General features: G+C 36.6%; 27 protein-coding genes. 13 read left to right on the top strand and 14 right to left on the bottom strand.

Features of this window, described 5'->3' with window-relative positions; translation table 11 throughout:
- Positions 1-217: 217 nt before the first annotated feature.
- Positions 218-397 carry a hypothetical protein gene (locus AC2CGN_RS05270; protein ID WP_484513162.1) on the top strand — a complete coding sequence of 60 codons (180 nt, stop codon included), beginning with the start codon at positions 218-220 and terminating at the stop codon, positions 395-397.
- A gap of 163 nt (positions 398-560) precedes the next feature.
- On the opposite strand, the gene AC2CGN_RS05265 is transcribed toward AC2CGN_RS05270, so the two are convergent.
- The 3 genes from AC2CGN_RS05265 to AC2CGN_RS05255 form a co-directional block, all read right to left on the bottom strand.
- Positions 561-1379, bottom strand: coding sequence for a permease prefix domain 1-containing protein (locus AC2CGN_RS05265; protein ID WP_429984987.1), 819 nt, complete (start codon positions 1377-1379; stop codon positions 561-563).
- Positions 1372-1716: a PadR family transcriptional regulator gene (locus tag AC2CGN_RS05260; RefSeq protein WP_484512546.1), complete on the bottom strand. Its 345-nt coding sequence runs from the start codon at positions 1714-1716 to the stop codon at positions 1372-1374. The genes AC2CGN_RS05265 and AC2CGN_RS05260 overlap by 8 nt, the downstream gene beginning before the upstream one ends.
- A gap of 123 nt (positions 1717-1839) precedes the next feature.
- On the bottom strand, positions 1840-3519 hold the full coding sequence (locus tag AC2CGN_RS05255; protein ID WP_429984985.1) for a formate--tetrahydrofolate ligase: 1680 nt from the start codon (positions 3517-3519) through the stop codon (positions 1840-1842).
- Positions 3520-3725: 206 nt separating this feature from the next.
- Between AC2CGN_RS05255 and AC2CGN_RS05250 the strand changes: the two genes are divergently transcribed.
- The gene (locus AC2CGN_RS05250; RefSeq protein ID WP_004269397.1) at positions 3726-3926 is read left to right on the top strand and encodes a cold-shock protein; all 201 of its coding nucleotides are present in this window, start codon (positions 3726-3728) and stop codon (positions 3924-3926) included.
- Between the two features lie 48 nt (positions 3927-3974).
- Here the strand turns inward: AC2CGN_RS05250 and AC2CGN_RS05245 are convergent, their stop codons facing one another.
- Positions 3975-4760: a VOC family protein gene (locus AC2CGN_RS05245; protein WP_283871796.1), complete on the bottom strand. Its 786-nt coding sequence runs from the start codon at positions 4758-4760 to the stop codon at positions 3975-3977.
- A gap of 225 nt (positions 4761-4985) precedes the next feature.
- Between AC2CGN_RS05245 and AC2CGN_RS05240 the strand changes: the two genes are divergently transcribed.
- Positions 4986-5474, top strand: coding sequence for a flavin reductase family protein (locus AC2CGN_RS05240; RefSeq protein ID WP_369595338.1), 489 nt, complete (start codon positions 4986-4988; stop codon positions 5472-5474).
- 172 nt (positions 5475-5646) lie between these two features.
- Here AC2CGN_RS05240 and AC2CGN_RS05235 read toward each other — a convergent pair whose 3' ends face one another.
- The 4 genes from AC2CGN_RS05235 to AC2CGN_RS05220 all read right to left on the bottom strand — a co-directional run bounded on the left by AC2CGN_RS05235 (position 5647) and on the right by AC2CGN_RS05220 (position 8574).
- Positions 5647-5802 (bottom strand): YezD family protein, encoded by a 156-nt coding sequence (locus AC2CGN_RS05235; protein WP_283871794.1) that lies wholly within the window; start codon positions 5800-5802, stop codon positions 5647-5649.
- 424 nt (positions 5803-6226) lie between these two features.
- A complete protein-coding gene (locus AC2CGN_RS05230) occupies positions 6227-6820 on the bottom strand; it encodes a TetR/AcrR family transcriptional regulator (RefSeq protein WP_429984984.1) in 594 nt (197 codons plus the stop codon).
- A gap of 105 nt (positions 6821-6925) precedes the next feature.
- Positions 6926-7600, bottom strand: a complete 675-nt coding sequence (locus AC2CGN_RS05225) for a phosphopantothenoylcysteine decarboxylase domain-containing protein (RefSeq protein WP_484512541.1) — start codon at positions 7598-7600, stop codon at positions 6926-6928.
- A gap of 95 nt (positions 7601-7695) precedes the next feature.
- The gene (locus AC2CGN_RS05220) at positions 7696-8574 is read right to left on the bottom strand and encodes a LysR family transcriptional regulator (RefSeq protein WP_286923858.1); all 879 of its coding nucleotides are present in this window, start codon (positions 8572-8574) and stop codon (positions 7696-7698) included.
- A 132-nt stretch (positions 8575-8706) separates the two neighbouring features.
- On the opposite strand from AC2CGN_RS05220, the gene AC2CGN_RS05215 reads away from it, so the two are divergent.
- On the top strand, positions 8707-9609 hold the full coding sequence (locus AC2CGN_RS05215; protein ID WP_286923857.1) for a DMT family transporter: 903 nt from the start codon (positions 8707-8709) through the stop codon (positions 9607-9609).
- A gap of 1107 nt (positions 9610-10716) precedes the next feature.
- Here the strand turns inward: AC2CGN_RS05215 and AC2CGN_RS05210 are convergent.
- Together AC2CGN_RS05210 and AC2CGN_RS05205 are read right to left on the bottom strand one after the other, a co-directional pair.
- A complete protein-coding gene (locus AC2CGN_RS05210) occupies positions 10717-11226 on the bottom strand; it encodes a general stress protein (RefSeq protein ID WP_484512538.1) in 510 nt (169 codons plus the stop codon).
- A gap of 319 nt (positions 11227-11545) precedes the next feature.
- Entirely contained in the window at positions 11546-11986 is a 441-nt protein-coding gene (locus tag AC2CGN_RS05205; RefSeq protein WP_054770433.1) for a Dps family protein, read from the bottom strand.
- 227 nt (positions 11987-12213) lie between these two features.
- On the opposite strand from AC2CGN_RS05205, the gene pepF reads away from it, so the two are divergent.
- Entirely contained in the window at positions 12214-14028 is a 1815-nt protein-coding gene (gene pepF / locus AC2CGN_RS05200) for an oligoendopeptidase F (protein ID WP_484512536.1), read from the top strand.
- A 231-nt stretch (positions 14029-14259) separates the two neighbouring features.
- Positions 14260-15243, top strand: a complete 984-nt coding sequence (locus AC2CGN_RS05195; protein WP_429979996.1) for an SEC-C domain-containing protein — start codon at positions 14260-14262, stop codon at positions 15241-15243.
- A gap of 385 nt (positions 15244-15628) precedes the next feature.
- Here AC2CGN_RS05195 and AC2CGN_RS05190 read toward each other — a convergent pair whose 3' ends face one another.
- A complete protein-coding gene (locus AC2CGN_RS05190) occupies positions 15629-15826 on the bottom strand; it encodes a zinc-finger domain-containing protein (RefSeq protein WP_283871787.1) in 198 nt (65 codons plus the stop codon).
- A gap of 231 nt (positions 15827-16057) precedes the next feature.
- On the opposite strand from AC2CGN_RS05190, the gene AC2CGN_RS05185 reads away from it, so the two are divergent.
- The 6 genes from AC2CGN_RS05185 (at position 16058) to AC2CGN_RS05160 (ending at position 21152) form a co-directional block, all read left to right on the top strand.
- The gene (locus AC2CGN_RS05185; protein ID WP_286926007.1) at positions 16058-16450 is read left to right on the top strand and encodes a ribonuclease HI family protein; all 393 of its coding nucleotides are present in this window, start codon (positions 16058-16060) and stop codon (positions 16448-16450) included.
- 253 nt (positions 16451-16703) lie between these two features.
- The gene (locus tag AC2CGN_RS05180) at positions 16704-17525 is read left to right on the top strand and encodes an amino acid ABC transporter substrate-binding protein (RefSeq protein ID WP_484512533.1); all 822 of its coding nucleotides are present in this window, start codon (positions 16704-16706) and stop codon (positions 17523-17525) included.
- A gap of 65 nt (positions 17526-17590) precedes the next feature.
- A complete protein-coding gene (locus AC2CGN_RS05175) occupies positions 17591-18247 on the top strand; it encodes an amino acid ABC transporter permease (RefSeq protein WP_286926005.1) in 657 nt (218 codons plus the stop codon).
- A 10-nt stretch (positions 18248-18257) separates the two neighbouring features.
- On the top strand, positions 18258-19004 hold the full coding sequence (locus AC2CGN_RS05170) for an amino acid ABC transporter ATP-binding protein (RefSeq protein ID WP_429984980.1): 747 nt from the start codon (positions 18258-18260) through the stop codon (positions 19002-19004).
- A gap of 152 nt (positions 19005-19156) precedes the next feature.
- Positions 19157-19777 (top strand): C40 family peptidase, encoded by a 621-nt coding sequence (locus tag AC2CGN_RS05165; RefSeq protein ID WP_429984979.1) that lies wholly within the window; start codon positions 19157-19159, stop codon positions 19775-19777.
- Positions 19778-19949: 172 nt separating this feature from the next.
- Positions 19950-21152: a macrolide family glycosyltransferase gene (locus tag AC2CGN_RS05160; protein WP_484512530.1), complete on the top strand. Its 1203-nt coding sequence runs from the start codon at positions 19950-19952 to the stop codon at positions 21150-21152.
- 63 nt (positions 21153-21215) lie between these two features.
- On the opposite strand, the gene AC2CGN_RS05155 is transcribed toward AC2CGN_RS05160, so the two are convergent.
- Both AC2CGN_RS05155 and AC2CGN_RS05150 read right to left on the bottom strand, forming a co-directional pair.
- Positions 21216-22415, bottom strand: coding sequence for an MFS transporter (locus tag AC2CGN_RS05155; protein WP_429981274.1), 1200 nt, complete (start codon positions 22413-22415; stop codon positions 21216-21218).
- Between the two features lie 5 nt (positions 22416-22420).
- On the bottom strand, positions 22421-22819 hold the full coding sequence (locus AC2CGN_RS05150) for a MarR family winged helix-turn-helix transcriptional regulator (protein ID WP_286926001.1): 399 nt from the start codon (positions 22817-22819) through the stop codon (positions 22421-22423).
- A gap of 290 nt (positions 22820-23109) precedes the next feature.
- Here AC2CGN_RS05150 and AC2CGN_RS05145 point away from each other — a divergent pair, with 290 nt between their 5' ends.
- Positions 23110-23664 (top strand): DJ-1/PfpI family protein, encoded by a 555-nt coding sequence (locus AC2CGN_RS05145; RefSeq protein ID WP_286926000.1) that lies wholly within the window; start codon positions 23110-23112, stop codon positions 23662-23664.
- 391 nt (positions 23665-24055) lie between these two features.
- Here AC2CGN_RS05145 and AC2CGN_RS05140 read toward each other — a convergent pair whose 3' ends face one another.
- The gene (locus tag AC2CGN_RS05140; RefSeq protein WP_313373268.1) at positions 24056-24214 is read right to left on the bottom strand and encodes a hypothetical protein; all 159 of its coding nucleotides are present in this window, start codon (positions 24212-24214) and stop codon (positions 24056-24058) included.
- Between the last annotated feature and the right edge of the window lie 46 nt (positions 24215-24260).

The raw sequence follows: 24260 nt of genomic DNA, 5'->3' as shown, positions 1-24260 counted from the left end.
TACCAATGTTGGGTAGTTATTTATAAAAAGCACCAAATATTACATTACATAAATTTTCCCTAATAGGTAATAAAAGAAAAAAGACCCTGGTCATACACCAAAGTCCTTAACTTCATAATAAGTTTAAACTGCTCATATCCTTTTTAGGAGAGGATGATTATATTTGAAAAGCCTTTTAGAAAATATAAGCTTGTTAGAGAACGTTTACGAATTATCTATGGCCGTACTTCTTCTATGTTCCCTGTTTTCTGTAAGACTTTTTAAAAAATTAAAGCGAGAAAGAAAGCTTTCTGTCTTTGAATTTACAATGTATATGCTCATTCGAATAGCCATTTTTTTATGGCTAACTAGTTTCTTACTTATTCGATATGGTACCTATTTACCTTTGAACTTTTGAGAAATAGTAAAAGCTGCCCTTTCTAACTTAAATGGAGCAGCTTTTTTGTATCTTTATATGCTATGATGTACAACCAAACAATTTTTAGGGCATTTTAGTTAATAAATCAATATTAAAGACAAAAACCAAAATTGCTACAATTCTTCCTGTTTTTTAATAAATATCAAATAGCCTTTTCCCTACTAAATTTGTAGATCCAGTAGCCAACAACATTTAATAAAGCAAATATCAGTATCCACCCAATAGTTAATCTTTTTTGATGGTACGCATTAATCGTTGCCCAAATTGTAAATAAAACTGCATAAACTGCAACACCTATTAAGAATACTACAATCATCAGAATATCCATATGCCTTATTTCCATACTGATATACCATTCTGAATTTCCATTGCCAAATGGATATATATCAAAAATCCATTCAGGTGCCCATGCCGCTTTTTCAAGTTCATAATTTGGCACTGCATTATCTACATATTCAAAAATAGATGTATAATTTTCTGCGTCATGCTTAACATCTTGTATATTATAAATTTGAACTTTTATAATTTGATTTGTACTTTGTACTAAGTTTTCAATTTCTTTGCTTATATCCTCTGTAATGACTTTTTTATTTTCTAAAATATCGAATATTTGTGAGGCAATAACTGCATTTTCATGTGATTTTTGCTCACCTATAGCCCACATAGATCCGAATACAGTTGAACTAAGAACAAGAATTGTTATTGCAAGATAAAGCACCCACTTTGCAAAGGTTTTTTGTGCCCTAAACAATTGCCCTAAAACAGTTCGTATCTCCTGTTCTCCACCAAATCTCTCAATTGCAATTTCGATAGCAACTTCTTCTGATTTTCCTTCTCCCCTTAGCTCATGTACAGCCTCTAATAAATGACTTTTCATTTCTGCCTTTAATTCGATTATTTCTTTTTTATTACCCTCAAAATTGTGATATACCGAATCTACAAACTCTTCGATTTTATTCATGTTTTTTACCCCCTTCCAAAAATGTATCAATAATTGTTTTAACGAAATCCCATTCTAAACACTTTTCTTCAAAACCAACTATACCAAGTGATGTGAGTTTATAATATTTCCTTCTCCCACCCGGTCCTTGTTCTTCGCCCCAGTAAGATTCAATCCATTTATTTTTTTCTAATCGCTTTAAAGACAAATAAAGTGTACCTTCTTTTAATTCAAATTGTTTATCACTTTTTTCTCGTACCATTTTAGCAAGTTCATAGCCATACATATCCTTACTATGTAGCAGTGACAGAATTATTGTGTCAATATGACCTTTTAAAACCTCTTTATTCACTTCCATTTTTTACTCACCCCAATTCAATATAATATATAATACCTAATAATACAAGGTATTCATTTTTATAAAGAAATGAAAAAAGCTGCTCCTATTAGTAAAAGGAGCAGCTTTAACATTTTATATTATCTAGAACAACCCTATTGCATGGCCCTCATTATCCACATCCATACGCAATGCAGCTGGTGCTTTTGGTAAGCCTGGCATTGTCATAATGTCACCCGTTAAGCAAACTAAAAAGCCTGCACCTAGCTTTGGAATAACCTCACGAATTGTAACCGTGAAGCCTTCTGGACGGCCTAGTAAATTTGGTTGATCGGATAAAGAATATTGCGTTTTTGCCATACAAACCGGGAGCACATCCCAGCCAAATTTTTCAATCTGGGCGATTTGTTTTTTCGCTTGGTCGGTAAATTGTACATCTTTCCCGCCATATACCTTTTGTACGATGGTACGAACTTTTTCTTCGATGGATTCTGTTACATCGTATAAAGGGGAGAAGTTGTTTTCTTCATCTAAAACAGCTAGTACTTGTTCAGCTAGGGCAAGACCGCCTTTTCCGCCCTCTTCCCAGACATTTGTACGAGCAATGCGCACATGATTCATTTTACACCAATTTAGTACTGCCTCTAACTCCGCTTCTGTGTCTGTTATAAATCGATTTAATGCGATAATCGGTTCAACGCCAAATGTACGAATTGTCTCAACATGTTTCGCTAAATTTTCGATTCCTTGTAGTAGGGCAGCAACATTTTCCCCTACAAGCGCTGTTTTCGCAACACCGCCATGCATTTTTAAAGCTCGAATCGTTGCTACAATAACAACAGCACTTGGTTTAAAACCAGCTTTACGAGCTTTAATGTTCATGAATTTCTCAGCACCTAAATCAGAGCCGAATCCAGCTTCTGTAATTACTATATCCGCTAACTTACGAGCAGTTTGTGTCGCCATAATCGAGTTACAGCCGTGTGCAATATTAGCAAATGGTCCACCATGTATAATTGCAGGTGTGCCCTCAAGCGTTTGTACTAAGTTTGGTTTAAAGGCATCTTTTAATAATAGTGTTAAGGCACCCTCTACTTGCAAATCACGTACAAATACAGGCTCACGCTCAAATGTGTAGCCAATCACAATACTTGCTAAACGCTCACGTAAATCTTCTATGCTTGTCGCTAAACAAAAGACAGCCATAATTTCTGAAGCAACTGTAATGTCAAAGCCATCCTCACGCGGCATCCCTTGAACAGGACCACCTAGACCAACGACTACTTTTCGCAGTGTTCGATCATTTAAATCCATCACACGCTTCCAAATGATACGACGTGGATCAATGTTTAACACATTGCCTTGATGGATATGATTATCTATAAAGGCTGATAATGCATTGTTGGCAGTTGTAATCGCATGAAGGTCACCAGTAAAATGTAAATTAATATCTTCCATCGGTACAACCTGTGCATATCCACCACCAGTTGCGCCACCCTTTACCCCCATTACTGGACCTAGGGATGGCTCACGTAAAGCCACGACTACATTTTTATTTAACTGATGGAGGGCATCCGCTAGTCCAACGGTTACAGTTGACTTTCCTTCACCTGCTGGGGTAGGACTAATCGCTGTTACTAAAACTACCTTTGCATCCTCACCGTGTGCTGTAATTTTTATTGGATCAATTTTTGCCTTGTAGCGTCCATACTGCTCAAGGGCATCCTCTGGAATACCTGCTGTTTTTGCAATATCCGTAATAGGCTTCATAACCGCTTGACTCGCGATTTCTAAATCTGTTAATGGTTGATTTTTCGTTGTCATTTGGCATCCTACTTTCTATGTTGTTCAATTTCATTATAGACTTTATTGTGAAAGAAAACATAATTAGTTATGCTAGCAATTCGACAATCAATTGACAACTTTGTTCAATTCATGTATGTTCTTAATGAAAATGCATTTTTTCACATTTTCTCGTGTCAGACTTAATTGATGAGTTTTACATTCAAGCGCATTGGAGGCGAATGCTTATGCAACAGGGAATCGTAAAGTGGTTCAATAATGAAAAGGGTTATGGCTTTATTGAATGTGATGATGGAGAAGATGTATTTGTACATTTTACGGGGATCCAAGAGGAAGGCTTCCGTACACTTGAAGAAGGTCAAAAAGTTTCATTTGATGTGGTAGAAGGCAATCGAGGACCACAGGCATCAAATGTTGTGAAATTATAAGCATAAGGAGCTGTTCTTCCACTGAACAGCTCCTTTTTATATTCCAAGTCAACGATTTACCCAATAAAATGCAGCTGGAAAAATAAGCGTTTCCTTTGTTCTATTTGGATCTTTAAGTGTTACCCCAAATGGACCCTCTTTTAAATGACCTAGTGTCATTGTACTTGCAGCGGCTTTCTCATAAAAATCCAAACGAATATTGGGCAATTGTAAGGATGTAAATTGCGCATGTTGCTGAGGCTCGGGTAATTCTAACACTTCCTGCCATAATGCAACCGTAGTCTGTACATCCTTCACAAAAAATTGAACAGACTCCATCGTTATAGTATGATTCGTATCAATCGCTCCACTTTCCTTTAGCTGCAAATATCGCTTCTCATCCTCTTCAGCCCACTCTATCAAAAATGGAAAATCAATCGGCAGCCCTGGTTTCCCAAAGTGTAATAGCTTCCATTCTACAACAGAGCCGTCTGGACGCGTTCTGCTACAGGCATCAGGTCCGTAAACTTCTAGCCCCATTGCATGTAACCTTGCCCCTTGTTCTTCAATATTGTTAGTTCGTAATGCAATTCTTGAAAAACCATAGCGCTCTTTGTCATTCTTAAACGTATAATGTAAGGAATATGGCAATTTTGCTGCCTGTTCAAATAGATCACGATCATAGATAGCAATTTGCTCAATATAGTTTAATCCAAAATAGCTTAACGTATTATATGTCCCCCACATTGTGTGTTGGCCCCCGTTCACTGTATGGATATTACGTTTGTTTAAAAAAACCCTTGAATTCTCTGGTGATTGAACTTGATGAACCAAATGATCAAAATACAAAGTCATATCTAAACCCCCTTTTTTCTCTTTCATTATATACTTTACCTGTTAGTTTTGTTGGTTTAAATTAATATTAAAAAAATTCAAATAGTTACGAATTCACTCTATTTTATGATTACTATTTTTTAATGCGCATCGAAAAGGTTTTTCATTTCTAATAATTAATGGTATATTCACTTAATAATGAGGCGTTAATCCTTAAAAGAGATAAAATATCAAGAGGTGATTAGAATGTCAGACAAAATAGCCGCTTTTAAACTAGCATTAGGGAATTATCCTACAGGTGTTACAGTTGTCACTGCTTGTAATGATAAAAATGAACCAATTGGTCTAACTGTAAATTCCTTTGCATCTGTTTCTATAGATCCACTCCTAATTTTATGGTCACTTGATAAAAAATCGCAGCTCCATCCATATTTTACAGCTACCCAAAAATTTGCGGTCAATATTCTTGCAAGCAATCAGGAACATTTATGTACACTATTTTCAAGTAAAATTCCAGATCGTTTCGCACAGGTGAAGTGGTCAACTTCCATTCACGATCTACCGATTTTACATGATACAGCGGCCATATTACAATGTAAAACATTTCAGCAAATTGACGCTGGTGATCATACCGTATTTATTGGGCAAGTCCTTGAAATTGATGCTACCCAAATAGAGCCTCTACTCTATCATCGAAGACATATCGGTCAAATTCCAAAAAGCTTTTATGAATAGATGATTTCGAAATAATGCAAAAAAACAGGATGATTCAACGTCATCCTGTTTTTTGTATCACTTTTTAAGTCACCTTTTCCTCAACAATCTATTAAGGCAACTTCTCATAAGCTCAAGTTTTTCAGGGAGTTTGGATGAAAAGCATTCCGATATATCATCTCCCCATAATTCGTTATTTTTTCTGTGGAAATCTTTGCTTTTCGAGTCTGTTAATTTGAACGATGACACCGTCCTGAATCGTAATTTGCACTTCACCAAATTCTAAATTTTGAATTGCTTTGGCAATTGCTTCTATTTTTTTGTCATCTACCTTTGCTTGCTGAGCCATACGATACACCCCTTCTTTTCATTCTTTTGTACAAAAGAAGCCTACGCATCAAACTGATTGATAGCCCCTTATTTCCTTCTATTGGATTTGGCACCTACAATGTTGGCAATCAAGGCTTCATGAGGCCAAGTCCCTCTATCTCTCTAGTTAAAAGTATTACGTTTCTTGGAAATAATTCTATAATTCTGAAAACCTAATGTCAATATAAATATTACAAAACCTAGAAGAATACTTTGTTATTTAAAAAATGGGTGTATCTTCTGTAAAAAGTGAGCTTCTGTTCATGTATTTCCTGTTCTTTCTTTTGCCGCAATATATATCCTATGATCCCCAACCTGCATTATTTCTCCATCGTAGTATCGTTTAGTTAGATGGAGCGCACAATAATGAAAAGGACTTATATTTGGGAATGCGTTTGGGAATCTTATTCTTCATCATTAATCTCCCCAATGACATTTTCAACAGCCTCCTTCCAAATGTCTTTGTAATTTAACGTGCTACCAGTAAGCATGAAATTTCCAATATTATCGTAAACCATTGCGAGTACATGTGCTTTTGCTTCAATATTTACATCATGGATAGCTTTAATTTGTACAGCATATTTCAATAATTCATAAAAACTCGCTAAAAAGGTAGATTGTAAATCATATAATCTTTTCATATAGCTTTCATCACGAGATGCTAACAGCATATATTGATTAAATATTTTATTAAAATATGGATCCTTCTTTTGTTCTTCAATTGAACTATACCCAATTTCTAAGAGCTTTGCCTTTAGATTACTTTTTGAAAGATCCTTGAAGTCAAAGGTAATTTCAAGTTTAATTTCTTTACAGATTTCCTCAAATAAATAGGCTATTAATTGATCTTTGGATTGAAAATAATAGTAAATTGCTGGTTTTGATATTCCTACTTCTGCTGCAATCATTGCTAAGCTTGATTTTTCGAATCCCTTTTCCGCAAACATAACATATGCGACTTCTAGAATTTTATTAAAGGTTTGTTCTCGATTCCCCATGATATCCCTCCGTTTTTACCGACCGTTAAGTGAATAATAAATTATATTACTTTGTAAAACAAGAAAAAGCCATGTAGAGTTTTGAATATCTACACAGCTTAACGATTAGTCTTGTTGTAAGCATTCCATTAATGCCTTGGCCGCTTCTGCCTTACCTATCATCTTGATTGGTTGACCTTCTGCTGGAACAATCCAATGCGGTTCTTGTCCACCATATAATGATTGAGAGCTATTTGCTACCATAAATTGAGCATTGGCTGTTTGCATTCGTAGTCTGGCCCTTGATACTAAAAACTCCTCATCATCTGTTGCTTCAAGCTTAAAGCCCACTAAAGTCACATTGGGCTGCCAATCTTTTATTTGTCCTAGTATCTTTGGCGCTTTTTTAAAGTGAATAATAGGTGGCTCATCAGATGGCATTTTACCTGCTTCTTTCATTAAATTACCTGATTGATCATACACCTTGTCAATGACCCAGTCAGAACCAGCTGCAGCCATAATTACAATATCTATCTGTTCTTCCTGCACTGCATGACGAATCTTCTCGCCTAAATCCTCGATGCCCTCAAATCTGATTGTACGCATTTTATCTTTATTTGCTGGGAGCTGTGCAAAATAACCATGCATATATAGAACCCGTGCGCCAGCAGCTAGTGCTGCCTCTGCTAAATAACAGCCCATTGTTCCTCTAGATAAATTTGTATGCCCTCGTACATGATCCCATTTTTCAAGTGTTCCCCCACTTGTAATGAGTACGGTTTTCCCTTGTAATGTCCCCATACACTCACCCATTTTCTTAAAAATCTACAAATACTATTTTAACGTAATGCTAGGAGATGCATCAATGCCGTTTTTCTTGTTCTCTCACTCAACAATTATGCATGATTATTTTGCTCTTGAAGCCAGGTACTTAAAATTTCTGCAAATTTCTTTGTAACAGGAGATGCATGATGCTTCATTGCGATACCAATTGTACGATATCCACCTTGCTTTAAAGGAATTGCTTTTAAAGTAGGCGGTAATGTATTTATCACTAGCTTTGGTAAAATACTGATACCGAGATGGTGGGAGATCATCGAAATAATCCCTACTTCTTCTGATAGTTCAAAGCGAATATTTGGCTTCACATGATATTGCTCCAAAATGACTTTTACATCATTTGTTCCTTTGTAAGAAGTCATGATAAAGGGCATATCCTCTAGTTCAATAATATCAATTACTGTCTTATTGAATAATGGGCTTTTATCAGAGACGATACATAACAGTGGATCCTGCTGAAGTTCTGTAAATAGAAATTGCTCTGATTTTTGCCCATTTAAAAATCCTACCTCCACCTCTCCACTTAGTAGCCATTGTTCAATCTCATAATAGTCTCCCTCACGTAATTCAACTTGTATCCCCGGAAATTGATTGTCCATAATTCGAATAATTTCTGGCATCCAATTGGAGGAGATACTTGAAATAACACCTATTCGTACTTTACCACGAGTAACGCCAAGTATATGTGCCGCTTCCTGCTGTAGCAACTCTTGTGCATCGAGAACATGTCTCATAGCCCTTAGCATAGTATCTCCCTCACTTGTTAATGTAACACCAGCTCGACTTCTATGAATGAGCGCAAAACCGAATTCCTTTTCTAAACTAGAAACGGCGTGACTTACTGCGGATTGCGTTAATCCTAATGCATCTGCAGCTTTTGTAAAGCTTGCCACCTCCGCAACCTTTGTTAAAATCTCATATTTAACTAAACTCATCGTAATCCTCTTTATACATGAATTATTTTAATCCTAATCATTATAAACATTCGTTTTACTAATCACAATACAAGATATATAGTAATTTTTAGTATAAAAACTGTTTTAGTACACAGATTGCAGGTGAACATAATGAGTATCCAAGGAAAAGCAAATTTATTAATGGTAATTGTGACAATGTTTTGGGGATTGTCCTATACCTTTATGGTGATGGGTCTAGAGACATTGGCGGTTTATAATGTAGTGGCATTACGTTGTATCATTGCTTTTGTCGTAGCAGGCATCATCTTTTATAAACGTATGATAAAAGTCGATGTAAAAACATTTAAATATGCAGCTATTCAAGGGTTACTGTTATTCATTGTGTTCGCTCTTAGCTTATTTGGTCTTGAATCAACTTCTGCCTCAAATGCTGGCTTTATTTTAAGTTTAACGGTTGTGTTAGTGCCTATCTTTAGTAGTTTTATCGAGAAAAAATTACCTTCTAGAGCTGTAAGTTTTGCTATTGTATGTACAATGATTGGCATTACTGTTTTAACCGCAAATGGCTCCTTTTCTTTTCAAAAAGGTGATATTCTAGTTGCTATCGCTGCACTATGCTATTCAATTTATCTACTGTTAAATAGCTCTTTTACAAGAAATGTTGAATCCATTTCTTATGGAATTTACCAACTTGGTTTTGCTGGATTATATGCACTTGTTTTAACCTTCTTATTGGAAACACCTACACTTCCAAATTCGTCTAGCTCATGGATTGCTATTATAGGACTTGGCGTCATCTGTAGTGCATTTTGCTTTGTAGGGCAAACTGTTGCACAACAGTATACATCTGCTACACATACAGGTCTAATATTTTCCTTAGAACCGATTTTTGCAGCGATGTTTGCAATGATGTTTATCGGGGAAGGATTGACGTTAAAATTAATAATCGGTGGTAGCTTTATTCTAATTGGAAACCTTTTTGCACAGTTAGAGCATCTTCATGTACTACGTTTTCTTAGAAAGCATCAACATGAAAAAGCGATACACGAATAAAAGACAGTGTGCTCTACACGCTGTCTTTTTCATGTCAATGTATTGCTTTGTAGTAGAAATGAGGTCATTCAATTAAACACTTGTTGCCTTCTATCAAGCGTAAATACTCGGCGCATATATTCAGATCAGCAATCCTACCCTCAAAACAAAAATTTCCTTATGTATTCGATAAAATAACCCCCGCATAAGAGATTTTTATTTAAAAAGACAGAGCGTTCTACACTCTGTCTTTTCATGTTGTTGAAATACTATTATCTCAATGAAATCAAGGTGACAAATTAAAAAGTGAGCAACTTTTTCAAAACGAAGGGCTGATCTCCGTTCCGACTGAGTGCTTTGTAGCTGTCGCTTTGCTTTCGCTACAGAAAACATTTGCCGCTGACGCTTCGCTTTCGCGCTGAGCTTCCTGGGGGCGTCCGATGAGCCGCTTCACTCGCGTTGTGAAGCTCCAGGTTTCATCTGTGACGCTGAATCCCCGAGAAATCACTCAGTCTACATTCCAATCAACCACTGCTCATAGTATTTTCTTCTGGCATTTCACATAATAGTATAGAGATAAATTGAAGTCTTAACCATCACTATTTTGCGTAAAATGGAGCTTTGGTAACATTTTCTATTCAAAAGAAGCGTCAGCAATAAGTGACTTTATGTAAAGTTACAAAGTAGTTTTATGCATAAAATGTAGGTTGATAGCTATTTTGTACCACTATTCTATCCATTTAATGATGGTGAGTAACATGCTTTTACATTACTTTTGAGGAAAGAAAATATTTAAAATTCTACACTATTGCTGATTGGAGTGCAAGGCTACTCGACTCCCGTGGGATAGCGAGACAGACGAGAAACTGAGGCCAACACGAGGTTGGTCACGAAGGCGTTGTCACAGGACGTGACGCACTTAGCCTTCGTTCCTCCAGCGCAGGAAGCGGCTCGTCGCTCGCCCACAGGAAGCTTTGCTCTGTGCGAAAGCGAAGCGACAGCAACAAAGCGAGTAGCCTGGAACGGAAATCACCTTCATTTTAAATAAATATTCACAAAGAGTCCCTTGACCATTTAGTTTTTCAACATATGAAAAAGACAGAGCGTTCTACACTCTGTCTGTTAGTTCTATAAATATCTTCTTAATTGCTCTGCCTCATTCATTCGCTCTTCAGCCTTTAATCGTTCTTCTCGTTGTGAAGCTGTTTTACCAGCTAACAATTCAGGTGCTGTTAAACGTGGATCTAGTGGATCATGTCGGTAATGATTTTCTTCTGAATCGTCTGCTGTTCCCCTGGGATCAACTAAATCTTCACGCTCTGCAAATAAAACAATGGCTCCTTGTTCCACTAGCTGCGCATAATACGCTGTTTGTCCCTCGGTCAAATCGAAACGCTTTAAGCCTTCTGTTACTGCTGTATCGCCAGTGAACCACGATTTAAATTGATCTAGCCAATTACCTGCCTCATGAGTTTTCACATCAGCATCCCATTTAACATCCTCGAATTGATTGGCATCCTTTGCAATAATATGAATGTCCTCTGTGCGATAGCCTTCTAATCGCATACTTTCTAAAATATGAAACATTTCTTCCTTTGTATGTGCCACTTCAATTCTCGGGTTTTGTTCATTCATCATGTTCAATTCCTCCTATTTTGTATGGCTTACTAGGATATTACCCTACTCTCCACTGTAAAAAACCCTTTTCATAAATCCTTTATCAAACTGTCATAATTGTTATACAGTTTTGATATCTGTTTAATTTTTGTCATTTTCGTATCAATTTCGCCTTGGCATAATTGTAGCTGCCGCTACGCTTTCGCGCAAAAAACATCTGCCGCTTTGCTTTCGATACAAAATACATTTGCTGAATGAAGATAAAAATAAAAAATAGGCTAATTGGAGCTGATGCTGCTCCAATTGCCTATTTGTAAAATCCAATTGCTTGTCTCTATTTTTATTTACCAAGGAAGGCTTTTAACATCCACGTATGCTTTTCTAGAGATTGGTACATGGCATTTAGCATATCCTCTGTACGGTCGTCCCCTTCCTCCGCAGCTAGCTCCATTGTTGAGTTTAATGCTTTCATCAATTTTTGGAAATCCGAAATCGTTGTTGCCACCATTTCTTCGGATGTTTCATTTCCTGTTGCCTCTTCTACATATGATAGCTCAAGATGCTCTTTTAACGTCGCGACAGGCTTACCATCTTTGGAAAGAATGCGCTCCGCAGTATCATCGAGATTTAAGGTTGTTTCATTATATAATTCTTCAAATTTTGCATGCAGTGTAAAGAAGGCGTTCCCTGTCACATACCAATGATAATTATGCAATTTCGTATAAAGTACAGACCATGTTGCTACAAGCTTATTCAATTGTTTGTTTAAATTTTGTGTCATCATTTCTCCTCCATCGTGTCAATTGTTCTAGCCATTAGTATGCGTTACATTCATGATTGGCTATACACACATTTTTCCCAATTGACACATTTTCAAACACAGCTATTTTCAGATAAGGTTTTTATTCTTTCTTCATTATGAATATTTAAACTATTCTATAAAATTATTTCACTTTCCGAAATAGTTTCGTTATAATTAAATCACTTACTTTTAAAGGGGTGTTTTTGATGGAGGTTTTACCATTACGAAAAGATGTGCCAGTAGAACAAACGTGGGATTTGAAGGTTTTACTTGAAAATGAAGCAGATTTTGAACCTGTTTTAGCGCAGCTTGTCGAGAATGCATTGTATTTTGAACGCAACTATCAAGGTACAATTACAGATGCTCATAAGGTCATTGAGGTTCTCACAGCTTTTGAGGCATTAGAAAAAAGCATTGTTCCAATTGGTACTTATGCTAGCTTAACAATACAAGCAGATCATACAGATGATGTAGCCCAAATGCGTGCTGCAAAGTTTAGTACAGCAGTCGGAAAAATCACTAGCTCACTATCTTTTGTCCGTAGTGAATTGCTATCATTAGACGAGGAAATTTTAAAGGAAGCAAGTCTTCTTAGCCCTGTTTACAAGCTCTATTTAGAGGATTTGTTAAAAAGAAAGCCCCATCAGCTACAACCAGAGGTGGAAAAAGTATTAGCTGCATTAAATCCTACTTTTGAGGCACCTTACGAAACATACAATACAGCAAAATTAGTGGATATGCATTTTGGAGAATTTGAGGCAAATGGTGAAAAACATCCATTAAGCTTCGTTTTATATGAAAACGGCTGGGAATTCGAGGCAGATACAAATGTGCGCCGTTCAGCATTTAAAGCATTCTCGAATAAACTACGAGAATATCAGCATACTACTGCCAAAATTTATAACACACACATTCAACAGGAAAAAACAATGGCTGATTTACGAGGCTTCGACTCAGTTATTGATTACCTATTATTTGATCAGGATGTCGATCGCTCACTCTACAATCGTCAAATAGACCTTATTACAAAAGAGCTTGCTCCACATATGCGTCGCTATGCTAAGCTAATTCAAAAAGCTAATGGTATCGATAATATGACATTTGCTGATTTAAAAATTGCCCTTGATCCAGATTATGATCCAAGGCTAACGATGGCTGAAGCGAAAAATTATGTTGAAAATGCGTTAGCAGTACTCGGCCAAGATTATACAAATATGATTGAAAAAGCGTTTAATGAACGATGGATTGATTTTGCGCCAAACAAAGGAAAATCCACTGGTGCCTTCTGTTCAAGTCCATATGGAAGTCATCCATATATTTTAATGTCGTGGAATGAGCGTATGAATGAGGTCTTCACACTTATTCACGAGCTTGGACACGCTGGTCATTTTGCCAATACGCATGCTCATCAATCTTATTTTAACAGTCGACCATCCTTATACTTTATCGAAGCACCATCAACAATGAATGAAATGCTACTAGCTAATTATTTATTAACGCATAATGAGGACCTTCGCTTTAAACGATGGGTTATTTCTAATATCGTGTCTAAAACCTATTATCATAACTTTGTCACACATTTACTGGAAGCAGCCTATCAGCGAAAGGTATATGAATTAATTGATGCTGGTGAAGCTGTTAATGCTACAATTTTAAATCAATTAAAACGCACTGTTCTGGAAGATTTCTGGGGTGATACTGTCGATATTATCGAGGGTGCAGAGCTTACTTGGATGCGTCAGCCTCATTATTATATGGGCTTATATCCATACACATATAGTGCTGGTTTAACCATTTCTACTCAAGTATCTCAGCGTATATTAAAAGAAGGCGATAAGGCTGTTGATGAATGGTTGGCTGTTCTTCAGGCAGGCGGTACAAAGTCACCTGTCGAACTTGCTCAAATGGCAGGCGTCGATGTTACAACAGATCAACCACTGCGTGAGACCATTGCTTATATTGGCCATCTTATTGATGAGCTGGAACGATTAACAGTGGAAATGGAAGCAATAAAAGGCTAACATAACAATTTAAGGACCATCTATGCTTTACTATAAGCGTAGATGGTTTTCTTTTTTTGTTCTATTCAGAAAAATTCGTACATATACTAGAACTAGGGCGTCCCTCTATATTTTTTGATATTTCTAAATAGACAATCATTTTTCTTCATACAAAAGTACCGTTATTATTAAATGTATGCAATTTATTTAGCAAAAACCGACTAACAATTTTCAAAGGAAGTGTATCCAATTATGGTAAAACGTAATGATCCATGCCCATGTGGTAGCGGCAAAAAATACAAAAAATGTTGCGAAGGTAAACAGCAGGTAACAGTTGAAACTGTAGCAATTGAAGAATTAGAGCGTGTGCTGCAAACATTTTACATGGAATATCCAGAGCGTAAAGATGTTCGTGCCTATATCGAGCATGTAGGAACATGGCAGCCTAAATTAGAGAGCGTGTTACAAAGAGAACTGATTGAGGCAGTTGCGTTAGATGACTTCTTCTTCCATCAAGAGCCATCTATTTGGAAAGGCTATTTAAAGAAAACAAAGAAAAAAACGGTCAGACCTTCTACTTTAAAGGTTTTAGAAAACTGGTCACAGCCTCATTTATTTATTGGATCTGTCTCCACTGTAGAAGAGAAATATTTCAAGGCTATCCATGTGCTAACAAATGAAGAAATTTATATTCGTCGAGAAAACGACAAGCCAATTCCTGAAGGCATGCATGTTTTTGCCTTCCTCTTACCAGATGGAACAAAAAAATCAGAGCATTATTTAGCTGTTTCAACACTGATTTTCTTCCCTCAAGATCATGCAAAAGTATTTGAGAAATTTAAGGAATCCTTTGAGGGCTCAGAGAAAAAGGTTGGCACATTCCTAAAAGAAAAGCATCTATCCTTCTGGGAATTACTTGTGTCTAATGGCTATAAAGGAGAGGAATTCACAAACTTTGAGAGCAATGTCTTAACCCAAGTAAAGGATTTCCTTGAGCAAAATGATCGCGAGACAGCTCCGATGTTAGAGCTTTTAGAGGATTATTTAATTGAAGGACAACCATCTGCACGCAAAGAAGCTGCGATTGCTGCGGGTGCGATTCGCTATGGACAAGAAAAGGCGTTATTCGAGTCCCTATCCTTGACAGTAAAAGAAATTGCCGCGACGTTCGATATTTCTGCTTCCTCTCTTACAAAATATTATCAAGATTTAAGTAATTATGCGGCTACTAAATAGAGAGTAACTTCGCTTGCACTATTCTAATGGCATAGTGGAAGACCACTAAAATCGTTTCAAAAAATTCAACTTTTGGATTGTATTTGCAAAATTTACTTAAAAATGCGCCGTACGCTGGAGAATACCCCTCAAGCGTACGGCGCATTTATGTATATCAATTTCGCATTAGCGTAATTGTAGCTGTCGCTTTGCTTTTGCTACAGAAAAACCCTTTGCCGGATGAAGATAAAATAGAAAAAAGCTACTTTGTTATCAACAGAGCCAACAACAAGGTAACTTTTTCTATGGTAACCAACCAATAGTAGCATTTCCGATCATATAGTTATTTATGCATTAGTTTTAGTATATATGATTAAGTTTTATTAAAAAGTAAAATTTCGATTACTTACAGCTTTTTACTATAAACTTTTAAAAGCTCGTCTCCTAGAAACTGTAGCCGCTCCCCCACTGTGCATGCCTCGATGCAGAAACGATGAGCTCCTGGTTTTCCGCGATCTTTACGCAGCTGCTTAATCACTAAGCAATCCGCGCAATACGTATCATGCAGTTCATCAATATCTTTCATAACTGTCACTTTATCCATGTTGAACTCTCGCTCCTCCCCTGTCCAAAATTCGCTTCTTCCTATTATGAAGTGAACATTTTGAACAAGCAACTATTTTGTTTATTACCTGAATAAAGTGTAACTACAATCAGGCTTACTTTACTTCCTTCTTCAATGGAGACTTACTGCCCGTCTATACGATAAAAAAATGGCATGAACGAATAATACCTTTGTTGTACAATTAAAATAAAACAAAGAGGTAGGGATTTTATGTTAGAGGTATATATAGATGCTGCTAGTGCAGGAAATCCTGGTCCCAGTGGCATAGGTATATTTATTAAAGGTGAGGGCCATCATATACAAATTAGCGAGTTTATAGGTTCTGCCAATAACCATATTGCTGAGTTTACAGCTTTAGTCCGTGGCTTAGAGGAGGCTCAAAAACTTGGTTCAAGCCTTGTCTCAATTCGTTCTGATTCAAAAATTGTTGTAGCCTCTATGGAAAAAGAATATGTGAAAAATGAGGAATTTAAACCATTTCTCGAGAAGGCATTAGCCCTTGCAGATACCTTCGATTTATTTTTTATCAAATGGGTCCCAGATACTCAAAATAAAGCGGCCGATACTTTAGCCCGTAAGGCCATTCAAAAAGAAAAAAACTAAACCAAGGACTAGGAACTGTTTTTGCCTTAGCGTGCAGTTCCTTTTTTCTATCTCCCCATTTAATATCCCCTAATTTTTTATTTTTATCAGCTTTCTTAGTCATCAAATGTTGCTCTAACATGTAGGCATTTTCTAATAATTCAATACGGATATTGACAATTTTAAAGTACGATGATATTCTTTATCACATTAGTGATTTAGTTAACGAAAGCGAATGATAAAAATCTATTTAGAATGTTAGGAGAATGCTAAAATGAAACGAATATTCGTATTATTTTTCATGCTGACAGCCGTGATGTTTGCATTAGCAGCATGTGGTTCATCAGAGGAGAAAACAAGCGGAACAGGAACAGATAAAACAACTGCTGACAACAAATCCACTGATAAAGAAAAATTAATTATTGGTATTGACGATAAATTTGCACCAATGGGCTTCCGAGACGAAAAAAATGAAATCGTAGGCTTCGATATCGACTTAGCTCGTGCAGCAGCAGAACATATGGGCGTAGAAGCAGAGTTCCAACCAATTGATTGGAAAACAAAAGAAGTAGAATTAATTAGTGGTCGTATCGATTTAATTTGGAATGGCTATACAATAAACGATACTCGCAAAAAACAAGTATTATTTACTAAACCCTACTTAGAAAACGCACAGGCTGTAATGATACTTAAAGATTCATCTATAAAAAAATTAAAGGATTTAGCTGGTAAGGAAGTTGGACTTCAATCACAGTCTTCTGCAGCAGATGCTTTAAATGAAAATCCAATAAACAAAGAAATTAAAACAGTTACTGAATTCGGAGATAATGTTTTAGCATTAACAGATTTAAAAACAGGTCGAGTAGATGCAGTTATTATCGATTCAGTTGTAGCTGAATATTATATGACAAAAGAGCCTGACACATTCAAATTGTTAGATGAGTCATTAGCACCTGAGCAATATGGGGTTGGTGTCAAGCCTGGCAATGAAGCATTATTAGAAAAACTTCAAGCTGCATTAGATAAAATGAATGAGGATGGCACTTCCGCTGAAATCTCTACAAAATGGTTTGGGGAAGATAAAGTTTTAAAATAATTGAATGCTATAAATCGTTAAGAGTTTCCTTGCGAAGCTCTTAATCTATTTGGAGGGAAAAAGAAATGGCGGACTACTGGCAAACAATGGTTTTGCCGATGCTTGAAGGCGCAAAAATGACAGTATTACTGTTTTTCATCGCCATTCTAGTATCGATTCCACTTGGTTTCATATTAACATTAGCAGCAAAGAGCCGTTTTAAACCCCTCTCTTGGCTTGCACATACGTATATTTATGTCATGCGTGGTACACCGCTATTACTACAGCTTTTATTAATTTGCTTCGGTTTACCTATGCTGCCAGTCATCGGCGAGTACTTAGTGCTTGATCGATTTGTCGCAGCATGTCTTGGCTTTATTCTAAATTATGCTGCTTATTTTGCTGAGATTTTCCGTGGTGGATTACTGGCCATTGATAAAGGACAATATGAAGCAGCTCAAGTACTAGGTTTATCAAGATGGCAAACCACGACACGCGTTATATTGCCTCAAATGTTTCGAGTAGCCTTACCAGCCTTATCAAATGAATCGGTCACATTAATAAAAGATACAGCTCTTTTATATGCAGTCGCTGTCCCAGAGCTACTGCACTTTGCACAAACAGCTGTTAATCGTGACTTTACAATTGTGCCGTTCTTTATTGCTGGTGCTATTTATTTAGCGATGACACTTGTTTTAACTGTGCTGTTTAAATGGTTAGAAAAACGCTTTAAATTTGAATAGAGGTGACAATATGGCGCTGATTGAAGTAACAAACTTAAAAAAATCCTTTGGTGAGCTTGAGGTCCTCAAGCGAATTACTTTTTCTATAGATAAAAATGATGTGATTGCTGTAATCGGCCCTTCTGGATCAGGTAAAAGCACTATGCTCCGAAGCTTGATTCATTTAGAAGAAATCAATGGCGGTAGTATTTGTGTAGACGGTGATTACTTGGTGCAAGATGGGCAATATCCAAAGCAGCAGGAAATTAAAGCAATTACCGCAAAAATGGGAATGGTTTTTCAGCACTTTAACCTATTCCCACATTTAACGGTTCAACAAAACCTTGAAATGGCACCAAGCCTAGTAAAAAATGAATCTGCAGATGAAATTACTCATCGCTGTCAAGATTTATTAAAAAAAATTGGACTTGCTGATAAAGCGAAGGCTTTTCCAGCCAATCTTTCTGGTGGTCAAAAACAACGTGTAGCCATTGCTCGTGCACTTATGATGAACCCACAAATTTTATTATTCGATGAACCAACCTCAGCTCTTGATCCAGAACTTACAGGCGAAGTGTTAAACGTTATGAAGGATTTAGCTGAGGAGCATATGACAATGATTGTGGTCACGCATGAGATGGGCTTTGCACGTGAAGTGGCAAACAAGGTGTTATTTATGGATGGTGGCGAAATTATTGAAGCTAATCATCCTGAAGAGTTTTTCAACAATCCTCAGCATGAACGAACAAAGGCTTTTTTAAAGAAGAATTTAAAATAGAAAGACGGAGAGTAGCTTTATGCTATTCTCCGTTTTATTATGTTTAATTGTATCCTTAATGTTATTTTATTGACATACATTTGTAATGTTCTAATGTTAATATCATTTATATATTAAGAAACACGCTTTCAAGTTATAGGAGGATACATAATATGAAGAAGAATAAAAAGTATAGATGGGGATGGGGAATAAAATTAGCGGCACTAGCATTAAGTTCATCTGTACTTTTTTCATCGCTTGAGACAGCATCTGCTGCAACGTACACAGTAAAATCTGGTGATTCTTTATGGAAAATTGCTAGTCAACAGGGAGTTTCTTTACAAACATTAATGAGCTGGAATCATTTATCTTCTTCCACGATTTATATTGGCCAAAAGTTAAACCTTAATACGACGCACTCTACTGTACCTAAATCACCTGCCAATCTAGTACAAATTGCCAAACAACAACTTGGTGTTAAATATACATTTGGAGGAACGAAACCAAGCACAGGTTTCGATTGCTCAGGATACATCACATATGTTTATAATAATGCAGGTATTTCAACGCCACGTAAAACGGCTGCAGGCTTTTACAATACGGCCGAAAAAGTAAGTACACCTCAAGTAGGTGATTTAGTATTTTTCGCAAATACATATAAAGCAGGCATTTCCCATGTAGGTATTTATGTTGGTAATAATCAAATGATCAATGCAAGCAATAGTGGTGTGACGATTGCTAATATTAATAGTTCTTATTGGAAGAAGTACTTTGTAGGATATGGCCGTTTATAGAAACTAGCTGAACTAATATAACCATTAGTTCGGTTTTTTTTTGAAATGAAATCCACTTCAAAAACCTGCTTGCACTTGCTAAAAGAATATGCGGTGTTTTACCATAGTAAACAATAATATGGGCAAGTATCCCTTTGTATATCAGAAATTTTAATCCTAAGGAGTGATAGAATTGTCACGAGTTTTATTTATAAATGGCGGATCTGAGGGGCATATCAATCCAACTATTGGCGTCGTACAAGAGCTTATATCACGCGGAGAAGAGGTGGTGTACTTTACAATAGAAGGTTTTAGAGAGCGTGTGGAGAAAACAGGTGCCACTGTTCGAACATTTGATGGTCAAAAATTTATAAAAGCATTTATTTCAGGAGGAAGAACGTATTTGCTTGAAAGAGTCAATGGACTTTTACTGACAGCAGATATTGTTATCCCTGCCGTACTTGAACAAATTAAAGGTGAGAAATTTGATTATATCATTCATGATTCTATGTTTGGATGCGGACGTCTCCTTGCACAAATTCTTCAGCTTCCTGCAATCAATTCATGCACAACTTTTGCTGAAACCAAATTATCGTTTGATCACACAATAGAGCAATTGTCACAGCATATTCCAAATGCAATACTAGATAAAATAAATGAAAATTATCAAGCGCTGATAGCTAAAATCAAAGCTACCTATAATATTGATATTTATTCTCCCTATGAAGTATTTTGTAACCCTGCCCCACTTACAATCGTTTATACAACTAGAGAATTTCAGCCCTTTGGAGATAATTTTGACCAAACCTATAAATTTGTAGGCCCATCCATTTATCCTCGAAATGCACAAAGGAATTTTGATTTTACTGCTATCAAGGACAAAAACCTTATTTACATTTCAAGGGGTACCGTCATTAATCAAGCCCCGGAATTTTACAAGCTTTGTTTGAAAGCTTTCGCAAACACTCCATACACTATCGTTATGTCTATTGGACAAAAAAACCAACTAGATGAATTAGGAGAGATTCCTCCAAACTTTATTGTCCAGGATTATGTTCCACAAACTGAAGTATTAAAAAACGCTAAACTATTTATTACGCATGGTGGAATGAACAGCACGAATGAAAGTCTCTACTATGGTGTTCCACTAATTGTCATTCCTCAAGGCGCAGACCAGCCCATAATTGCAGAGCAGGTTGCCAAAATAGGTGCTGGTATTCCACTACAGATGCAAACATTAACTGCACAACAGCTGTTCGAAGCAACAGAGCATGTTTTAAAGGAGTCCTCCTTCCAAGAGGCTGCTGTAAATAGCAGTAAAACATTTCAAAATTCAGGTGGCTATCATCGTGCAGTTGATGAAATTTTCAAATTTAAAGATCAAACTACTATCTAGACTTCTTTTTTGTCGCTTTTTAAGCTGAACTACTATTACTAGTGGTTCAGCTTTCAATTTTCTTTAAAATCGTATATCCCCTGTTACATGTTTTGTTTTTATTTTGGCTAAACGCAGTAAATAGATAATAAAAACAACGACCAGTAAACCTGCACCGGTTAGATAAACAGCACTATAACCCGCTTGTACCGCTATTATACCTAAAATATAAGAACCTAAAGCAATTCCAAGGTCAAACATTGTAAAGTATGTTGCAGTTGCATAACCACTACGTTGAAGTGCTGTTGATTGCACGGCTAATGCTTGCAAGCTTGTTGTTACTGCCCCATAGCCAAACCCAATAAAAATAGCTGCGCTTAAAAATAAAACTGGTCCTGCCACAAATGCAAGCATAACTAGCCCTATAGCAAAAGATATAATACCAGGAATAATGACAAACTGCGGTCCTCTTGTATCATAAAGCTTACCAGTATAAGGTCTTGTAATTAGCATGGCTGCTGCAAAAACTGCATAAAATAAACTGGCGATGGCCATAAGTCCTTTTTGCTGAGCGTACACGGATAAAAAGGATAAAACACTCGCATAGGAAAAAGCAACTAAGCTAGCAATAGCCGCTGTAGGAAGTGCTTTGCGCTCAAATAAATCATTCAATTTAAAGGTTAATTTCCCCTGATGTGCAGGTTTAGGTAGATCATCTGTATTCACAGTAGCAGCTAAAATGCCACCAGCTACTATACAAATACTCATCACAATAAATAATACATTGAAGCTACTATATTGAATAAGTAATAAACCGACGAATGGTCCAATCACGACAGCCAAATTAGTGGACATAGTGAAATAGCCAAGACCTGCGCCTTTACGCTTCGTGGGTACAATATCCGCAGCTAAAGAACCTGCTGCAGTTGTGATAATACTAAAGAAGATTCCTTGAATAAAGCGTAGTCCAAGTAAAAGTCCGAATGGATGAATAAATAAATATAAAACTGTACATAAAAAATAGCCGGCAATCGATAAAACTAAAAGCATCTTTTTTCCAAAAACATCTAATAATTTACCTGAAAAGGGACGTACAATAATAGCTGATAATAAAAAACCTGATAGTAATAAACCTGCCTCCTTATCAGTTTGGTGAAGCTCACCAATTGCATAAAGCGGTAAGGTCGTTACGAGCCCATAAAAAACAAAAAACACTGAAATATTTGTTAGAAACAGACTAATAAACCGCTTCGTCCATATTTTAGAATTTTCCTCATGCTGCATGTCAATCAACCTTTCATTTTTTCCAGTAGACTTATAAATTGCTGTTGTTCTTCTACAGAAAGCGACCCTACCATTTCTTCCTCAAATGCTAAAATTGTTTTTGTAATAGCAGGTAATCGTTTTTCTGCTTCTGGTGATAGAGTAACAATCTTTTCTCGTTTATCTGCACCATCTATTCTTTGTACCCACCCTAACGTTTCGAGTCGAGTAATTGCTCTAGTAATACTCGGTGCTTCAACATTTAAATACTTCCAAATTTGAGTTAATGTCATTGGACCATGCGTATGTAAGCAGTATAAAATGGTCCATTGTGAGCTATACAAATTATGCTGTTTTAGAACTTCATTTAAACAATTCGTTAAATAGCGACTTTTTTGGAATAAGGCATGAAATAACGGTATCAAATTTTACCTCCTCGGTTATCCCGCATTAACGGGCAATAAATTTGTATTTATACAAGTTAGGTGAAAGTTCGATTGATGAAGACTAAAAGTCATGCTTCAATTCTAGATTATTTACCTAGCTAAACAAATACTATACGCTTCATTTTTTTCATTGTAAAGTAGGTTGTTTGAGCTTCATAGCAATTTGTTATTATGTACATCTACTTCTTTCAGCTTTTCTAAAATATCAGCAGGGAATTTTTTGAAAGTGTCGAATTTAGCTAGTAAATCACAATAAAGGAGATGGAATCATGGGGAAAAAAGTATTAATAATCGCCGGGGACGCTGTAGAAGCGTTGGAAATTTTTTATCCTTATTACCGCTGCTTAGAGGCTGGCTATGATGTAACGATTGCAGCACCATCAGCAAAGAAACTACAAACTGTATTGCACGATTTTATAGATGGGGTCGATACATATATCGAGCGCACAGCATATGGCTTAGAGGCACATTCATCGTTCGCTGATATTGATCCAGCACAATTTGACGGACTCATTATTCCTGGTGGTCGAGCACCAGAATACATTCGTTTAAATGAGTACGTTCCAGCACTAGTGAGCCATTTCTTTGAAGAGAATAAACCAATAGCCGCTGTCTGTCACGCTGCACAAATATTTGCAACTATTCCTGAGGTGCTAAAAGGTCGTGAACTCACAGCTTACATTGCCTGCAAGCCAGAAGTTCAAGTAGCTGGGGGCACTTACATTGATGCGAACCTTCATACTGATGGCAATTTAGTTAGTGGTCATGCATGGCCAGATTTACCTGGATTAATGCGTGAGTTTATTCAAAAATTAGAACAATAAGGGCAATCGAGTAGGAGACTATCCATTAATTGACTAGTCTCTCTCACACCACCGTACGTACGAATCCGTATACAACGGTTCCATGAAGTCTAACGGACAGCTATTTTGTATCTTCCTGTCCGTTATGCTTTCTGTCTCTCATAGCCACTTGTATTCTCAGCCTTCTTAGTATCGCCTATGGGATTTACCATTGCTATCCACTAAGGAAGCCCATCTTTGGATTGTCTGCTTCATCAAACAAACGAAACTCAAGTTTATATCACACTCCTGTTAGCCTTCCATGAAGCGCAAAATAAGCACTTCACCATAGATAATGAAAGAAGATTAAGCTCTTTCATGGAGTTCAACAAGGAGTCAATTAACTTATATCAATTATTGTGAATATGTAGTGTTAGTGTCTCTTTTCAACAAATAACAAAATTAGTGTTGCCAATGGACCTAATACAAGAGAAAGTAAAAACCAATTTAACCCCGTTCTGTTCTTCCCTTGTGCAAGTGCAGCATTTATCAACGCCAATGTACCCCAACCTACAACATATTGGTTATCCATTATCTGTCCCCCTATTTCATTAACCAGACTGCACCATTAATGTACA

The organism is Lysinibacillus sp. DFXJR4 (genome assembly GCF_057196045.1).
The sequence above is the reverse complement of the archived record's forward strand: the minus strand, read 5'-3'. Positions and strand labels throughout refer to the sequence as shown.

Excerpts from the sequence above, each read along its gene's own strand:
- AC2CGN_RS05210 (WP_484512538.1), bottom strand. The coding sequence starts at position 11,226 with ATGATGAATGAACAAAACCCGAGAATTGAAGTGGCACATACAAAGGAA.
- pepF (WP_484512536.1), top strand. The coding sequence starts at position 12,214 with ATGGAGGTTTTACCATTACGAAAAGATGTGCCAGTAGAACAAACGTGG.
- AC2CGN_RS05265 (WP_429984987.1), bottom strand. The coding sequence starts at position 1,379 with ATGAATAAAATCGAAGAGTTTGTAGATTCGGTATATCACAATTTTGAG.
- AC2CGN_RS05205 (WP_054770433.1), bottom strand. The coding sequence starts at position 11,986 with ATGACACAAAATTTAAACAAACAATTGAATAAGCTTGTAGCAACATGG.
- AC2CGN_RS05145 (WP_286926000.1), top strand. The coding sequence starts at position 23,110 with ATGGGGAAAAAAGTATTAATAATCGCCGGGGACGCTGTAGAAGCGTTG.
- AC2CGN_RS05235 (WP_283871794.1), bottom strand. The coding sequence starts at position 5,802 with ATGGCTCAGCAAGCAAAGGTAGATGACAAAAAAATAGAAGCAATTGCC.
- AC2CGN_RS05170 (WP_429984980.1), top strand. The coding sequence starts at position 18,258 with ATGGCGCTGATTGAAGTAACAAACTTAAAAAAATCCTTTGGTGAGCTT.
- AC2CGN_RS05195 (WP_429979996.1), top strand. The coding sequence starts at position 14,260 with ATGGTAAAACGTAATGATCCATGCCCATGTGGTAGCGGCAAAAAATAC.
- AC2CGN_RS05250 (WP_004269397.1), top strand. The coding sequence starts at position 3,726 with ATGCAACAGGGAATCGTAAAGTGGTTCAATAATGAAAAGGGTTATGGC.
- AC2CGN_RS05190 (WP_283871787.1), bottom strand. The coding sequence starts at position 15,826 with ATGGATAAAGTGACAGTTATGAAAGATATTGATGAACTGCATGATACG.
- AC2CGN_RS05245 (WP_283871796.1), bottom strand. The coding sequence starts at position 4,760 with ATGACTTTGTATTTTGATCATTTGGTTCATCAAGTTCAATCACCAGAG.
- AC2CGN_RS05155 (WP_429981274.1), bottom strand. The coding sequence starts at position 22,415 with ATGCAGCATGAGGAAAATTCTAAAATATGGACGAAGCGGTTTATTAGT.
- AC2CGN_RS05255 (WP_429984985.1), bottom strand. The coding sequence starts at position 3,519 with ATGACAACGAAAAATCAACCATTAACAGATTTAGAAATCGCGAGTCAA.
- AC2CGN_RS05215 (WP_286923857.1), top strand. The coding sequence starts at position 8,707 with ATGAGTATCCAAGGAAAAGCAAATTTATTAATGGTAATTGTGACAATG.
- AC2CGN_RS05165 (WP_429984979.1), top strand. The coding sequence starts at position 19,157 with ATGAAGAAGAATAAAAAGTATAGATGGGGATGGGGAATAAAATTAGCG.
- AC2CGN_RS05185 (WP_286926007.1), top strand. The coding sequence starts at position 16,058 with ATGTTAGAGGTATATATAGATGCTGCTAGTGCAGGAAATCCTGGTCCC.
- AC2CGN_RS05180 (WP_484512533.1), top strand. The coding sequence starts at position 16,704 with ATGAAACGAATATTCGTATTATTTTTCATGCTGACAGCCGTGATGTTT.
- AC2CGN_RS05270 (WP_484513162.1), top strand. The coding sequence starts at position 218 with ATGGCCGTACTTCTTCTATGTTCCCTGTTTTCTGTAAGACTTTTTAAA.
- AC2CGN_RS05240 (WP_369595338.1), top strand. The coding sequence starts at position 4,986 with ATGTCAGACAAAATAGCCGCTTTTAAACTAGCATTAGGGAATTATCCT.
- AC2CGN_RS05225 (WP_484512541.1), bottom strand. The coding sequence starts at position 7,600 with ATGGGGACATTACAAGGGAAAACCGTACTCATTACAAGTGGGGGAACA.
- AC2CGN_RS05175 (WP_286926005.1), top strand. The coding sequence starts at position 17,591 with ATGGCGGACTACTGGCAAACAATGGTTTTGCCGATGCTTGAAGGCGCA.
- AC2CGN_RS05220 (WP_286923858.1), bottom strand. The coding sequence starts at position 8,574 with ATGAGTTTAGTTAAATATGAGATTTTAACAAAGGTTGCGGAGGTGGCA.
- AC2CGN_RS05140 (WP_313373268.1), bottom strand. The coding sequence starts at position 24,214 with ATGGATAACCAATATGTTGTAGGTTGGGGTACATTGGCGTTGATAAAT.
- AC2CGN_RS05230 (WP_429984984.1), bottom strand. The coding sequence starts at position 6,820 with ATGGGGAATCGAGAACAAACCTTTAATAAAATTCTAGAAGTCGCATAT.
- AC2CGN_RS05260 (WP_484512546.1), bottom strand. The coding sequence starts at position 1,716 with ATGGAAGTGAATAAAGAGGTTTTAAAAGGTCATATTGACACAATAATT.